Origin of the sequence: Thermotoga sp. KOL6, from assembly GCF_002866025.1 — a bacterium.
Lineage (GTDB): Bacteria > Thermotogota > Thermotogae > Thermotogales > Thermotogaceae > Thermotoga.
Genome location: NZ_LNDE01000002.1, coordinates 362,254 through 377,235, shown reverse-complemented (window position 1 = coordinate 377,235; position 14,982 = coordinate 362,254). Strand labels below are relative to the sequence as shown.

Below are 14,982 nucleotides of genomic sequence, written 5' to 3'. Positions count from 1 at the left end.
AGAGATGAAGGTATCTATAATAGGCGTGGGAAACATGGGAACTATTTTCGCAGAAAAACTCTCCGAAGAAGCAGATAAATTGATCCTTGTCGAAAAGGATTTGAAAAAAGTTTCGAAATTCAAAACTTCTCCTTTCGAATTAGGAGACATAGAGAAGGCAAAGAAGTCGGACGTCATCATCGTTGCTGTAAAACCTCAGAACGTTCGTGAAGTTCTGAGAGATCTAGAAGGCTTCGCCGGAATACTAATTTCGATCGTTGCTGGTTTGAAAATATCGGAAATCGAGGAATACGGTATCAAGAAAATTGTAAGGGTGATGCCAAACGTCGCCGTGAGAGTGAGCGCGGGAGTGCTAGCTGTGAGCTTCAGTGAAGAACTCAGCAAGGAAGAAAAAGAGAAAGTGAAAAAAATGTTGTCGAAACTGGGATTTGTTTTAGAAATAGAGGAAAACTTGTTCCCGGCTATCACCGCTCTCACCGGAAGTGGGCCAGCTTTCATCTTTGTACTCCTGGAATCTTTTATCGACGCCGCTGTGAAAATGGGAATACCGTTCGAAAAGGCCAAAAAACTCGTCTATAAATTATTCGAAGGATCTGTAAAATTGGTCTCCGAAACGGATGAACATCCTGCCGTGTGGAAACACCGAGTCACTTCCCCAGCAGGTACGACCATAGAAGGAATAGTTACTATGGAAAGACTTGCCGTAAGAGGTGGGATGATCGAGACCCTTCTTTCTTCTCACAGAAAGGCTTGTGAACTGGAGGGAAACTGAATGTTTCCACAGAGAGTGAGAATAAAAAACGGGAATCTACTTCTGATAAGAGAAGCGAACGTGTGGGATGCAAGAAGACTCGTTGATTATATGAAAGAAGTCACATCAGAGACGGACTTCCTGATAACATCTCCCGAAGAAGTTTTCGATGTTTCCACCGAAAAAAGGTACATAAGGATGTACAAGAACGATGCAAGAAAGCTCATGCTCGTCGGTGAGATTAACAGAGAAATCGTTTCTGTTCTGAGTTTCAATGGATTCGGAAGGAAAAGAACAAAACACGTTGGTGAGTTCGGAATAAGTGTGAAGAAAAGGTACTGGGGTTTAGGCATAGGCAGTGCCATGATAAAGAGTCTCATAGATTGGGCGAAGCAGAATGATTTCAAAAGAATACAATTGGAAGTTTTGAAATCAAACGAAAGGGCGATAAGCCTTTACAAAAAGTTTGGTTTCGAAGTCGAAGGGATGAAGAAGAAAGCCGTTCTCAAAGACGACGGCTCTTTCGAAGATATTCTCATTATGGCGCTTCTCCTTGATTAAAAAAGGGAGAACTGTTCCGTTTCGGGAAGATCCTTCAAAACACCGAGCTTTTTCATCAGTTCTATATGACTCTTGTTCACCTTCGTTCTTCGCATGAGATCCTCGATCGACGTGAACGGTTTTTCTTCGCGCGCCTTGACAATGGATTCTGCCACACTGTCACCCAAACCTGGCAATTTGTTGAAGGGGATTCTCAGCGCGTTTCCTTCGATTAGAAAAAGCTTCGCATCGGATTTGAATATGTCCGGTGAAAGGAAAGAGTATCCTCTCAGCATCATTTCGAGGGCAACTTCTAGAACGCTCTCTTCGTTTTTCTTCTGGGCATCTTTTCCCATCAATGCTTTCAACTCTTTTAGTCGCCTTTTAATAGCTTCTTCCCCTTCCAGTACGAGAGTTGGATCGAACTGATCACCCTTTATAGAGAAGTACGCCGCATAGAATTGGAGTGGATGATGAACTTTGAAGTAAGCGATTCTGAAAGCCATGCTGACGTACGCCACTGCATGAGCCTTTGGGAACAGATATTTGATTCGCTTACAGGATTCTATAAACCACTCGGGAACTCTCAGCTTCCTCATCTCACTTTCCATCTCTTCGGTGATACCCTTACCTTTTCTGACGCTCTCCATTATTTTGAAGGCAAGTGATGGTTCCATACCTTTGTGTATCAAAAAGTTCATAATGTCGTCGCGACACGATATAACATCCGAGAGTTTCGCGTACCCCATGTTTATCCAATCTCTCGCGTTGTTGAGCCAGACGTCTGTACCGTGGGAAAGACCCGATATCCTCACAAGTTCAGCGAAACTTTTTGGTCTCGTTTCAACCAACATGCCCCTCACAAATTCTGTTCCGAATTCCGGTATTCCATAAGTACCTACATCACTTCCCAATTCCTCCGGATCGACACCGAGAGGTTTTACCGAACTGAAGATAGCGAGAGTATCTGGATCGTCCATGGGAATGGTCATAGGATCTATACCTGTGAGATCCTTCAACATCTTTATGAAGGTAGGATCGTCGTGACCAAGGGCATCGATCTTTACCAAGTCATCGTGTATCGTTTCGTAGGCAAAGTGGGTGGTAAACACTCCTGAGGATTTATCATTCGCTGGATACTGTATTGGGGTGAAATCGTAAACTTCCTTATCCTTCGGAATGATCATGAGTCCACCTGGATGTTGACCTGTCGTTCTTTTCACACCAGTGATCATGGAAACGAGACGTTCCATCTCCGCTTTTCTCAACTTCTTTCCTGTTTTTTCTTCGTAACTCTTCACGTAACCAATCGCACTTCTTTCCGCTATAGTGTTTATCGTACCGGCTCTGTACACGTGATCCTTCCCGAAAAGCTCTTCCACAAAACGATGCGCGCGTTCTTGATATTCACCAGAAAAGTTCAAATCTATGTCGGGTACTTTGTCGCCTTCGAATCCCATGAAGGTCTCGAAGGGAATGTCGTGACCATCTTTTTTCAAGGGAGATCCACACTTTGGACAACTTTTGTCGGGAAGATCGTATCCCGCTCCATACTGTTCATCCTCTACCACCTCGAAATATTTACACTCGGGGCATCTGTAATGCGGTGGTAAGGGATTCACTTCCGTTATTCCAAGAAGATGCGCAACGAGTGAAGATCCAACAGATCCCCTCGAACCTACTACATATCCATCACTCATGGATTTCTGAACCAATTCCTGGGCGATCAGGTATAAAACAGCATAACCGTGATTTATTATCGCGTTCAACTCTTTTTCTATCCGCTTTTGAACAATTTCAGGAAGCGGATCACCGTAAAGTTCGTGTGCCCTCTTCACGGTGAGATCCTTCACGATTTTATCCGCATTCTCTATGACAGGAGGATGTAGCTTTTTCTCAAGGGGTTGTATTTCTTCTATCATTTCCGCTATCTTGTTCGTGTTTTCTATCACCACTTCTTTTGCTATCTCTTCGTCTTCGAAGATCTCTAAAGCTTTTTCTAACATCTCTTCTGTCGTTCTGAGATACAATGCTGGTTGATTTTCAAAATTCCTGTTCCCTTGGGGTGCAAGAAGAGCGGAACGTCCTTTGGCGTCTTCAGGATCCAAAAAATGAACATCACCTGTCATTACAACAGGCTTGTTCAATTTTTTTGCAATCTTATAGAGTTTTCTATAGACTTCTTTCAACCTTTCTCTATCAACTTCCTCCTCGTTATCTCCGATGACGTCAAGAGGCATAATCTCGATGTAATCGTAGAACTTTGCTATTTCTTCAAGTTCAGAATCACTCGCTCCTTCGAGAGCAGCTCTTGCAAGCTCTCCAGAGATACAGGCGCTTCCCACAATCAATCCCTCTCGTTTTTCTATGAGTTCACTTTTCAAGATCCTTGGAACACCGTAGAAATACTTCGTATAAGAATCAGAAACTAGCTTGTAAAGGTTTTTGAGCCCTACTCTGTTTTGGACGAGAATGGTACAGTGATAAGGTTTTTGAGCTGTGTGGTCAACGGAATCCTTCAGTTTTTCCATGTCCATTAACTTGTTGATACCCATTTTTTCCATCATTTCCATAAACCTGAGAAAAACCTTTGCCGTGACTCTCGCATCGTCCAAAGCCCTGTGATGTTGAAAAGGACCGAGTCCCAATTTTTTCACGACAGAATCTAGAGAATAGCTCTTCAACTTCAAAAGCGATTTCGACAAAGCGAGTGTGTCTATATAAGGTTTCTCCCAATCCTTTCCTAACACTTTCTTGATCCAAAGCCTCAAGAAACGATAATCGAAATTCGCATTGTGTGCAACGATCACAGATCCTTCAAGAAATTCTAAGAATTCTGGCAAAACTTCTTCAATGTTCCGTTGTCCTTCAAGCATCTCCTGAGTAATTCCAGTGATCTCTGAACTTTTTTTGGAAATCTCTTTGGATGGTTTTATGAGAGTGTGATATTCATCTACAATTTTTCTATTTTCAATCTTCACTGCTCCTATTTCTATAATTTCATCTACCAAAGGATCCAATCCCGTTGTCTCGAAATCCAAAACGACAAAAACGGTATCCTTGAATGAAGCATCCCCCGAGAAATTTTTCAAAACCGGTTCCACATCACTCACAAGATAAGCTTCTATCCCAAAAATAGGTTTTATTCCCACTTCTTTTGCAGCATCGTAGAAATAAGGAATGGCTTGAACGTTTCCATGGTCCGTTAGAGCAACAGCAGAGAATCCCCAATCTTTTGCTCTTTTCACGTATTCTTTCACATCCATTATTGCATCTTGATCGCTGAACTTAGTGTGTGCATGGAGCTCCACTCTCTTCATAGGCGAGTTATCGATTCTTTTCTCCTCCGGAAGCTTTGTAATCCCTTTCACATAGAGAACTGGTTCTTCCATTTCCAAGGAGAGATCTCCCGTGACGACCACGATGTCTCCTATCTCTATTCCTCGTTCTATCTCCTCAATCCCGTTGAATGCCTTACACAGAAGAGAATCTTCACCATCCGTTATGTAGATCAGAAGAACTTCCTTCTTTCCATTGATTTTCTCCATTTTGAACACTTTTCCCTTTATAGAAGCTCGCTTGTTGTACTCCATGATCTTGGAAGGTGTGAAAACGATTTTTCTAGGTTTTTGGCCAAAAATATGATTTTCGTCTTTGACCTTAACTTCTTCACCTTCAGAAGCTCTCCCATTTTTAGATGGACCCAAACGAGGGGAGGTGTTGTTCAGAAGTTCTTTCGAGGGATCAATAACCTCCAGCATGAGTTCTGTGCCAACTGGCAGCATTTTATCGAGGTGAGGTTTCACACTTTTCAACTTGGTAATAATTCTCTCTCGTGCAAAATCTCCCAGTACTTTCAAAACTAATCTGTTTCCTTCGAATACAAGATCCTTTACATACGGCACATTTCCGTTCAAGAGCTCGAGAATCTTTTTTTTCAAATCCTTATCTTCACCAAAATGCCCGTTTACAATGACTCGAAACTTCGTTTCTCTTTCCAAAACGCGTAAAAAATCCATCATCTCATCGGAATAGTTCTCGGCTGACACAGTTATGACTCCTTTTTCTGGATCTATTTCTAAGTTTTTCAGTACAATGTTTTTCCATTTCAAGTCTTCAATCTTTTTCATGTGTTACCCTCCTCATTCTGCTCTGAAGAGCATGACACCAAGCGATGGCTAACGCATCCGCGGCATCGTCCGGTTGTGGAAGATTTTCAAGGTTCAGGAAACGTTTTATATTTTCCTGTATCTGCTTTTTACTGGCTCTCCCATAACCTGTCAGAGAAATCTTCACCTCGTTTGGAGCATACTCGAAGACGGGTATCTCCCTTTCTTCTAAGGCGAGAAGAATAACTCCACGAGCTTCTCCAACACCTATGGCCGTGGTGACATTCTTAACAAAGAATAACTTCTCCATGGCACACTCGCTAGGGGAAAATTCATCGAGAATGTTAGAGAACTCTTCGTATATCTGCTTCAATCTCTTTCCTCGAGGAGCATTTTTGGGAGTTTCTATCACTCCATGAAAAACATGAGATATCCTATTTCCAAAGGTCTCTATGACCCCTATTCCCACGAGACCATATCCAGGATCGACACCTAGTATCCTCAACAGACCAACCTCCATTATACTGTTAATATATTTTCGGTTCCTATACCTTCTGTTTAAAAGAAGGGTGATTTTTCCAAACAGCTACAAAATCAGCATGGCATCACCAAAAGAGAAAAATCTGTACCTTCTTTTCACTGCTTCCCTGTATGCTTCCATAACGAAATCCTTTCCTGCGAAGGCACTCACTAGCATGAGAAGAGTGGAACGTGGAAGATGGAAATTGGTGATGAGAGCGTCAACTAATTTGAATTCGAATGGAGGATATATAAAAAGATCTGTTTTTCCCACATACTCTTCTCGTTTAGGAAGCCTTGCTATCGTTTCCAAAGTCCTCACAGTTGTTGTTCCAACCGCAACAATCCTTCTACTCTTTCGCCTTGTTTCTTCAATTTTTTTCACAGTTTCTCTTGGGACACGATAGAATTCTTCATGCATCTTGTGTTTTTCCACCTCTTCTGCCTTCACAGGTCTGAAAGTTCCGATCCCTACATGGAGAATCACTTCAGCAAATTCCACACCTTTCTCTTTCAGCTTATCCATCAGTTCTGTTGTGAAATGGAGACCCGCTGTAGGCGCAGCAACAGAACCTTCTTCTTTTGCATAAACCGTTTGATACCTCTCCAAAGGGACCTCTTTTTTTATGTAGGGAGGAAGAGGTGTTCTTCCCTTCTCGAATATGATTTCATCGTCCTTCGGATGAAATTCCATGATTCGTGTTCCATCCTCGCTCCTTTCAATGCATACCGCGGAAAGATCACCGTTTATAATGATTTCCACTCCTTTTTTCACTTTTTGTCCTGGTCTCACAAGACACTTCCAAACACCATTTTCAACACGCTCTAAAAGAAGAATCTCTATGTTTGCCCCCGTTTTCTTTTTCCCGAAGAGGCGAGCGGGGATCACTTTGGAGACGTTCAAGACTAAAAGATCTCCAGGATTCAGATATTCAACTATCTCCCAAAATATTCTGTGTTCTATCCTTCTAGTACTCCTGTGAAGCACCATTAATCGAGAAGAATCTCTTGGTTCAACAGGTTCCTGCGCAATGAGTTCTGGTGGGAGTTCGTAATCGAATTCCGATACTTTCACCAACACCACCTCACATTTTGGACATCAAAAAGCTCACACCCGCAAGGAGGATTGCAAAATAGAAAAACCAGTCTCCGAACCTAACGTAGAGGGTTTTTCCTTTCCTTGGAGTGATGTAGAAGGTTCCCACTTTTCTTTCTCCTGGTGATAGTACGGCGATAATTCTTCCGTATTCGTCCACAAGACCTGTAAAACCTGTGTTGGCAACTTGAAGGAACTGCCTTCTTGTTTCAACCGCTCTGAAGATCCCCTGAGCGAAGTGATTGAGAAGAGCCACTCTGTAATGGAACCAACCGTCGTTCGTCACAACTACCAGGAATTCACTTCCGTTCTTCACAAAAGCACGAGACACTTGAGGAAAGTAACTCTCAAAACATATTTGAATGGAAAACGGGGGACTTTCCCTTATGCTAAAGACAGAAAATTCGTCACCAGGTTCATAGTAAGCAAAACCTTTCAAAAAACTGAAAACGCCGAAAATTTTTGGATAAGGAAGTGTCTCCACGAAAGGGAAGAGTTTTATCTTGGAATAGAGCTCTTTGAAGGTACCATTTTCTAAAAGAAAAACACTGTTTCTCCTATTTGCTGGAAAACCCAAAACAAATGAATTTTTTTCGGAAATTTCTCTCAACTTGTTTGCAACAGAAGAATATCTTACATCCTCGAGAAAGAAAGCTTCGGGTGTGATACAAATTTGTCCTCGTTCATCCTCCACCATCTTTTCAAGGAGCTTCGCTATATCCCTACTGGATGTAAAATACTTCAAAGACGAAGGAACGTTGGGTTGAAGAGCCAAAATTTTGAAATCTCCCTGTTCTGGGATGGGTAGAAGGTGCATCACAGTTGAATTGAAAATGTAAATGATCGTGAGTACGACGAAGATGAATGAGTGCTTCCTTTTCTTCAAGAGTTCGTAGAAGAGAGAGTTTACAAAAACGATCAAGAAGACTAAACCAAGAGTTCCTGTTACGGAAACGATCTGAACGAACCCTAGCTGTTTGAAAAGAGCTTCAGAAATCCTCCCCCCCGTGAAACCCAACTCCCCAAGACCTCGAATGTATTCGAAAACGGTGTAGATCGATGCAAGGTAAATGGATTTGAGAAAAATACCGCGCTGGGGAGAAAAATACGAAAGGAAGCCAAATCCCAAAAAAGGAAGAGCCTCTATCCCCCCCATCAGAAGGAACACAACGATTCCAAGCCAGCCTGGATACCTTCCAAAAACAACCGGAAGGTTCTCCGTTAAGGTGGGAAGAACCCAGAAAAAACTTATTGATATGTGTGTGAGGAAGTAAACGAAAGACAAAAGAGTTCGTTTCCAAATCCCTGTCTTTTCCATAACCCAGAAAAGAGGAACAAGAGAAAACCAGATCAAACTTCCCGAGAGAAACCCTGGCATCGATAAGGCAGTGAGAATTCCAGACAAAACACTGAAACAAAGATCAACCAACTTTCTCCACCGCCTCTTTTAAAGCTTCCACCACGAACTCTTGATCTTCCTCTGAAATCTTAGTGAAAAACGGAAGTGCAAGTGTTTTCTTTGCTTCTTCCTCCGTCACTGGCAAAAGTCCTTTCATTTCACCAAAAATTCGCTCATAGAAGGGCTGGAGATGAACAGGATGAAAGTAATTTCTCACTTGCACTCCTTTTTCCTCCATGTATTTCGCAACACGCTTTCTGTCTGGACCAGTGAGTTTAATCACATAAACAAACCAACTCATTCTTGTTACGTAATCTTCAACGATTGGAACCTGAGCCCACGAGAAGTTTCGCAAAATTTGAGAGTACCTGTTCGCCGCTTGAGAACGTTTTTCCACAATCTCATCTATTCTTTCCATTTGTGAACATCCCAGTGCAGCGGACATTTCATCGATCCTGTAATTGTATCCAAAACGAACGTGATACAGCCACTCTTCATCTTCACCTCGTCCCTGATTGCTCATACTTTTGACAAGGGAATATATCCTTTCATCGTTTGTGATGACAATTCCACCTTCTCCCGTTGTAATCTGCTTGTTTGGATAGAAAGCAAACGCCCCTGCAATACCGAAAGTACCTACTTTCCTTCCTTTGTACTCTGAACCAAGGGCTTCGCAAGAATCTTCTACAACAGTGATGTTATACTTTTGGCAAATCTCCAAAATCCTGTCCCAATCGAGGGGATGTCCAAAAACATCGACGGCTATGAAAAACTTCGGTCTACCCTTTACAAACGTTCTACCCTGATAAAATCCCTTTTCACACTTTTTTACAGCATCCTCCAAAGTTTCTGGAGAAACGTTCAATGTTCTTTCATCCACATCAACGAAAACGGGAATCGCTTTCTTCATGAGGATGACGTTCACCGAAGCTATGAATGTAAATGAAGGAACGAGGACGAGTTCGTTTTCTCCTAGGTCTAAACTCTCCAATATGAGATGCAAAGCGGCCGTTCCACTGCTGACCGGCCACCCATACTTCGCCCCAACATAATCGGCTACCACTTCACCGAAACGCCTAGTGTAATCCCCTAAGCTCAATCTACCGCTCTTCAAAACTTCCACTACTCTTTCGATGTCCTTATCAGTTATATCAGGTCGTGACAACGGCACCATTTTCCTCACCTCTCAACTATGATACCAAAAAAGCCCCCTCCAACGGAGGGGGGATCACCACAGGGGGCTGTATTAACTATTGAGGGGAGGTTTCTCTATCTGTATATGAAGCTCACGAACACTCTTGCACCATTTCTGTAGATATAAAGAGCAATGTAATCACCTTTTTTCATTTTTGAAACGACTTTCTTCAGGTCCTCCACAGAATTTATATCATATCTTCTTCCGTTCACGTAAACTGCAACGATCACATCACCTTTTTGAAGACCGTACTTGCCACTACTCTCCTTCACAATAACTCCCGTTATCCCTTCCGGAATCGAATAAGTCTCCCTATCGGCTGGTGTGATTTCAGATACCGTGACTCCGAGAAGGCCGATCGTTTCCTCTCCCGTTGTTTTCTCCTCTTCCTCGGAAGCTCCAAAAGTCACCGGAATCTTCAAAATCTTTCCTTTTCTCTCCACCGTCAAAACAGCGGTATCGCCCGGTTTGTAAGTATGAATGATCGAAATTAATTCTTCATGACTTCTCACATCTTGATCGTCTACTTTGAGAATCACATCTCCTTCTTTCAAACCAGCTTTCTCCGCCGGAGAGTCCTTCTGAACAGCCGTTATTAGAGCTCCACTCGTTGACTTAAGGCCAAGCGCCTTTGCCGTTTCTTCAGTGAGAGTCATAACAGTAACTCCGAGATAGGCCTTTTCGACTTTTCTCTGTGTGAGAATGGTGTTCAAGAACTTCTTCACTGTGTTTATCGGAATAGCAAAACCCAAATTTACGGCTTCTTGTGGGTTGACAATCGCGGTGTTTATTCCTATCACCTCGCCGTGAATGTTCAAAAGCGGTCCTCCACTGTTTCCAGGATTGATGGCCGCATCTGTTTGAATGAGACCCACGTAGTACCCATTTCCATCAGGCTTTGGGATTTTTCTGTTTGTGGCACTGACCACACCCAATGTTACTGTGTGTTGAAATCCAAGAGGATTTCCTATCGCAATTGCCCATTCTCCGATTTTTACTTTGTCAGAATCTCCGAACTCTAAATAGGGAAACTTTTTACCCTCTGCTCTAATCTTTATAACAGCGATGTCTAATTCTTCATCTCCACCTATGTACTCGGCATCGTATTTGCTTCCGTCGAGGAGAGTAACAGTAATGCTGTCTGCTCCGCCAACGACATGGTAGTTCGTGAGAACATATCCCTCAGGATCAAAAATGAAACCAGATCCAAGGCTAGAAACCTGTCTTTCAAAACCTGGAGGAAGCTCCCCAAACCATTTTTTGAAAAATTCCTCAAAGTAGGGATCGAAGAAAGAGGATCTAACCGTTTTCGTTACATCTATCTTCACAACCGCTGGCGCGCATGCCTCCACAACTTTCACGATGGGACTTTCATAATCTGGATTGACGTACGGAAAGACACTAGAAATGAGGAATACTACGGAAAGAACAGCAAGAAGTTTCTTCATTGTCTATCCCTCCTTCTGTGAGGTATCCGGTTTCTTAGACACACTGATTAACCCAGGGGTTCAAAACGTGTGGTATGCTTTATACTAGTGAAAAAATGGGAGGTAGAAAAAGATGGGACTCTTCGATTTCTTGAAAAAAGGTCTTCAAAAAACGAAAGACACCTTTTTCGGGAGAGTTATAGATCTCCTCAAAGGAAAAAAACTCGACGATGAAACCCGAGAGGAACTGGAAGAACTGCTCATTCAGGCAGACGTTGGTGTTGAAACGACGGAGTATATCTTGAAAAGGCTTGAAGAAAAGGATGGTGAAGCACTGGAAGCTTTGAAAGAAACACTTCTTGAGATTCTAGACTTCGACCCCTCTCTAAAAGAACCAATTGAACCGCCGTTCGTGATAACCGTTGTTGGTGTGAATGGAACGGGGAAAACAACATCCTGTGGTAAACTCGCTAAGATGTTCATCGACCAGGGAAAAGAGGTTGTTCTTGCCGCATCGGACACTTTCAGGGCCGCAGCCATAGAACAACTCAAGATCTGGGGTGAACGCGTGGGTGCTACAGTGATAGCTCACTCGGAGGGTTCCGATCCCGCAGCAGTTGCTTTCGACGCGGTATCGCATGCTGTTGCAAGGGGAAAGGATGTGGTGATAGTGGATACCGCTGGCAGACTTCACACAAAAAAGAATCTGATGGAAGAGTTGAGAAAGATACACCGGGTGATAAAGAAGAAAGTACCTGAGGCTCCTCATGAAACTCTTCTCGTTATAGATGCAACCACCGGTCAAAACGGATTAATACAAGCTAGGACATTTAAAGAAGCAGTAGATGTAACAGGAATCATCCTTACAAAACTCGATGGTACTGCAAAAGGTGGTATAACTCTCGCGATAGTAAAGGAGTTAGGAATTCCTATAAAGTTCGTGGGAGTTGGAGAAAAAGTAGACGATCTGAAACCATTCGATCCCCATGCGTTCGTGGAGGTGCTCCTTTCCAAATGAGAGAACTTTGGGAAAAAGAATTTTCGTGTCCTTTTTGTGGAAACAAGTTCAAGAAAAAAATGGTTTTTTTCGATGCCATAAAAATCAAATCGAGAGATATCGATTTGAAACCGAATTTTGAGGGTGTGAACCCATATTTGTACGAGGTAGTCACATGTCCGAAGTGTTATTTCTCTGCCTTCGACAAAGACTTTGAATCGATCAAAATAAAAGGTGAAGAGACAGAGAAAAGACTGAACGAGTTTCTTGAAAACGCCAGGAAGAAAGTTGAGTTAGGAGAAGAAGGCACACACATCGAAGCGATCAAGAGATATGTCTTGAGCGGAACGATCTATTCTCTTCTGAACCAAAGGAAAAAAGCGGCTATTTCTTATTTGAAAATCGCATGGCTTTTCAGGGAAATGGGAAGATCAGAAGATGAAAAAAGATATCTTGAGAGGGCGTTGAGAGAATTCGAAAATCACTACAAATACGATAACTATGAAGAATCAGACGAACCAATGATTCTTTTTTATCTCGGAGTTTTGAATCAGCTCCTTGGAAAGAGAAAAGAAGCTGCTAAATGGTATGAAATTCTGATAAGAAAGTACGATGGAGCTTCGATGTATGCGAAAGTGGGGCGGGAACGATGGTTAGAATTGAGAAAATCTTGATTCTTACTTTAATTCTCGCGCTCCTTGCCGCATGTGTTCCAAAACAGCTAGAGGAAAAAATCAACAGAATTGAGGAGCAGATCAGGCAATTGAACACACAGATCGACCTCTTGGAGAAAAAAATCGGAGATTTGGAAAAAGAAACAGAAACACAAAAGGATGTCCAGAGAGAGTACGAATCTTTGAAGGAAGAAGTCGACTACTTGAAAGAGGATATCGCGAAACTCCAAGAAGAATTCTATCTCAAAGTGAACGAATTACAGAATGAGTACTATACCATCTCCATGAAAATACCTGCGATAGAGAAGGTATCCACCATTTTTTCCGATATCGAAGACATGAAATCGAAAATCTTAGAACTTGAAAGGAAAGTAAACATCACTTCGCTTGGAAATTCTCCAGAGGTTTCCGAAGATTTGAAACATATCCTTCTCGAACTGGAAGAACGGGTGTCATCTTTAGAAAGAAACTCCTCACGAATAGATCAACTCGAGGAAAGAGTTGAGAGTTCAGAGAAGCTTCTTTCAAAAGTAGCCTTACGAGTCCTTTCACAAAAGGAAACCAGATCGACGGTCACTTTCACCGCGACTGATGAGTTAGAAAACAGAATAGATGAAATCGAAAAAAGACTCTCTTCACTTGAGAGTGGTCAGAGAAACCTGGAACAGTTGGTACAGAACATGAAGCAAGAAGAAACGTATCCTCAAATGGTGAATGTAAACCCAGAAACCTATGTTCAGCAGCTGAAAAGATACCTCGATGAGTTCAGAAGACTCGTCAGAAGCTACGAAATAGCAAGAATACTTGGAATAGAAGAGGGATATGTGTTCATAAGAGTGGAACGAGGTGACACACTTGCAAAGATCAGCGAGGCCTTTAATCTTGGCCCGGAAGGTGTAGAAAAAATCATGAAACTCAACGGAATAGAGGATCCTAGAAAACTTATAGCGGGTCGTATCATAAAAGTTCCTGTAACGAATCTTTCCACAGTCTTTCCAGTTGGAGAAAAACCCGATCCGAAGTTGATACTATCAGGATTTGGCTTGAAAACCGACGGTTCGTTCTCTTCTGGGATCGTTGTTGAAAGCGCTGGTCAGACAGTAAAAGCAGCTCTCCCTGGAAGAGTGACAAGTGTTAAAGAAGGAACGGTTGTTATATACCACGGAAACGATGTAGAGACCGTTTACAAGAATCTTTCTGTAATATCGGTGAACATTGGAGACTGGGTGAAATCAGGGGACGTTATAGGGTACGGTGGTAAATCTGTCACCTTCGAACTTTACGTGGAAGGAGAACCGAAAGATCCTATGCTTCTGTTTTTCTCAAACATGGGCGAATTCGAGATCAGTTTCTACACTGAATGGGAGGACGGGAAACTTCCAGAACATCCGGCGTTCAGACTCACGAAATCTGGTAAGATTCCAGAAGAGTGGCGAACGGTCGCTGCCGACACAACGATATTTCCTCTTGGAACCATTGTCTACATCCCAGCTCTCAGAGATTCACCCAGCGGTGGTGTTTTCGTTGTAGAGGATATAGGAGGTGTGATAAAAGGAAGAAAAATTGATGTGTACTTGGATAGTATAAGAGAAGCTCTTCACAACAGAAAGATCGTATCTAAGGTATTCGTTTGGAGGGATTGACGTGTTCACAATGAGAAGTGAGTATGCATTGAGACTCCTGATCGTCATGTCAAGAGAGTACGGAAAGTACCTCTCAATGACAGAGATATTAGAAAGAGCAAAGCAATCTGTTCCCAGAGAATTTGCAGAAAAAATTCTCTACATCTTGAGAAAAGCTGGGATTGTGAAAACGAAGAGAGGTAAGAGTGGTGGGTACATGCTCGCACGCCCTCCAAGGGAAGTGAAAGTGTCCGATGTGATTTTCTTGCTAGATAAAAAGTCGAAAGTTTTTTCAGAAATGCCGGGCTGTCCAGATGAGTTAGACTGCGTGATAAGATCCCTATGGAAGAGGGTCGAAAAAGAAATTGAAAAGGTGCTCACCAGCGTAACTCTCGAAGATCTGCTGAAGGAACAGAAAGAAAAACTGAAACAAATTTGAAGCCCGCAACAGCGGGCTTATTTCACCTTTAAACTTAGTTTCTCTTCGAAGAAAACCTTCTTTCCCTCCACCTCGAACTCTTTGATTCCTGTTCTTTTAGCGTATTCTCTCAAGACTTCCTCTATTTCTTTTTTTTCAGCTCTGAGTTCTTTCATTAAATCTTTGATCTCCACGTACCTTCTCACAAGCTGCTCGATAGTAGGATTCTCCATCA

Annotated in this window: 13 protein-coding genes; 6 read left to right on the top strand and 7 right to left on the bottom strand. The window is 42.4% G+C overall.

Annotated elements, in window-relative coordinates; all coding sequences use genetic code 11:
* Positions 1–4 precede the first annotated feature (4 nt).
* Both proC and AS005_RS06055 read left to right on the top strand, forming a co-directional pair.
* Positions 5–772 (top strand): pyrroline-5-carboxylate reductase, encoded by a 768-nt coding sequence (gene proC / locus AS005_RS06060; RefSeq protein ID WP_101510793.1) that lies wholly within the window; start codon positions 5–7, stop codon positions 770–772.
* Positions 773–1,312: a GNAT family N-acetyltransferase gene (locus AS005_RS06055; RefSeq protein ID WP_101510792.1), complete on the top strand. Its 540-nt coding sequence runs from the start codon at positions 773–775 to the stop codon at positions 1,310–1,312.
* Here AS005_RS06055 and AS005_RS06050 read toward each other — a convergent pair.
* The 6 genes from AS005_RS06050 to AS005_RS06025 all read right to left on the bottom strand — a co-directional run bounded on the left by AS005_RS06050 (position 1,309) and on the right by AS005_RS06025 (position 11,057).
* Positions 1,309–5,421 (bottom strand): PolC-type DNA polymerase III, encoded by a 4,113-nt coding sequence (locus AS005_RS06050; protein ID WP_101510791.1) that lies wholly within the window; start codon positions 5,419–5,421, stop codon positions 1,309–1,311. The genes AS005_RS06055 and AS005_RS06050 overlap by 4 nt on opposite strands.
* On the bottom strand, positions 5,408–5,905 hold the full coding sequence (gene ruvC / locus AS005_RS06045) for a crossover junction endodeoxyribonuclease RuvC (RefSeq protein ID WP_199203865.1): 498 nt from the start codon (positions 5,903–5,905) through the stop codon (positions 5,408–5,410). The genes AS005_RS06050 and ruvC overlap by 14 nt, the downstream gene beginning before the upstream one ends.
* Before the next feature lie 81 nt (positions 5,906–5,986).
* Complete coding sequence (gene queA / locus AS005_RS06040) at positions 5,987–6,994, bottom strand: tRNA preQ1(34) S-adenosylmethionine ribosyltransferase-isomerase QueA (protein ID WP_101510789.1); 1,008 nt, start codon at positions 6,992–6,994, stop codon at positions 5,987–5,989.
* 10 nt (positions 6,995–7,004) lie between these two features.
* Entirely contained in the window at positions 7,005–8,444 is a 1,440-nt protein-coding gene (gene lnt, locus AS005_RS06035) for an apolipoprotein N-acyltransferase (RefSeq protein WP_199203864.1), read from the bottom strand.
* The gene (locus tag AS005_RS06030; protein WP_101510788.1) at positions 8,437–9,588 is read right to left on the bottom strand and encodes a DegT/DnrJ/EryC1/StrS aminotransferase family protein; all 1,152 of its coding nucleotides are present in this window, start codon (positions 9,586–9,588) and stop codon (positions 8,437–8,439) included. Before AS005_RS06030 ends, lnt begins: the two co-directional genes overlap by 8 nt.
* A gap of 95 nt (positions 9,589–9,683) precedes the next feature.
* Positions 9,684–11,057 (bottom strand): DegQ family serine endoprotease, encoded by a 1,374-nt coding sequence (locus AS005_RS06025; protein ID WP_101510787.1) that lies wholly within the window; start codon positions 11,055–11,057, stop codon positions 9,684–9,686.
* A 112-nt stretch (positions 11,058–11,169) separates the two neighbouring features.
* Here AS005_RS06025 and ftsY point away from each other — a divergent pair, with 112 nt between their 5' ends.
* From ftsY to AS005_RS06005, 4 genes are read left to right on the top strand one after another with little or no spacing between them, the layout of a single operon-like run.
* Positions 11,170–12,054 (top strand): signal recognition particle-docking protein FtsY, encoded by an 885-nt coding sequence (ftsY, locus tag AS005_RS06020; protein ID WP_101510786.1) that lies wholly within the window; start codon positions 11,170–11,172, stop codon positions 12,052–12,054.
* Positions 12,051–12,707, top strand: coding sequence for a DUF2225 domain-containing protein (locus tag AS005_RS06015; RefSeq protein WP_101510785.1), 657 nt, complete (start codon positions 12,051–12,053; stop codon positions 12,705–12,707). Before ftsY ends, AS005_RS06015 begins: the two co-directional genes overlap by 4 nt.
* A complete protein-coding gene (locus tag AS005_RS06010) occupies positions 12,683–14,350 on the top strand; it encodes a 3D domain-containing protein (RefSeq protein ID WP_101510784.1) in 1,668 nt (555 codons plus the stop codon). Before AS005_RS06015 ends, AS005_RS06010 begins: the two co-directional genes overlap by 25 nt.
* A 10-nt stretch (positions 14,351–14,360) precedes the next feature.
* Positions 14,361–14,768, top strand: coding sequence for an Rrf2 family transcriptional regulator (locus AS005_RS06005; protein ID WP_233186279.1), 408 nt, complete (start codon positions 14,361–14,363; stop codon positions 14,766–14,768).
* A 17-nt stretch (positions 14,769–14,785) separates the two neighbouring features.
* Here AS005_RS06005 and AS005_RS06000 read toward each other — a convergent pair whose 3' ends face one another.
* Positions 14,786–14,980: a hypothetical protein gene (locus AS005_RS06000; RefSeq protein ID WP_101510782.1), complete on the bottom strand. Its 195-nt coding sequence runs from the start codon at positions 14,978–14,980 to the stop codon at positions 14,786–14,788.
* Between the last annotated feature and the right edge of the window lie 2 nt (positions 14,981–14,982).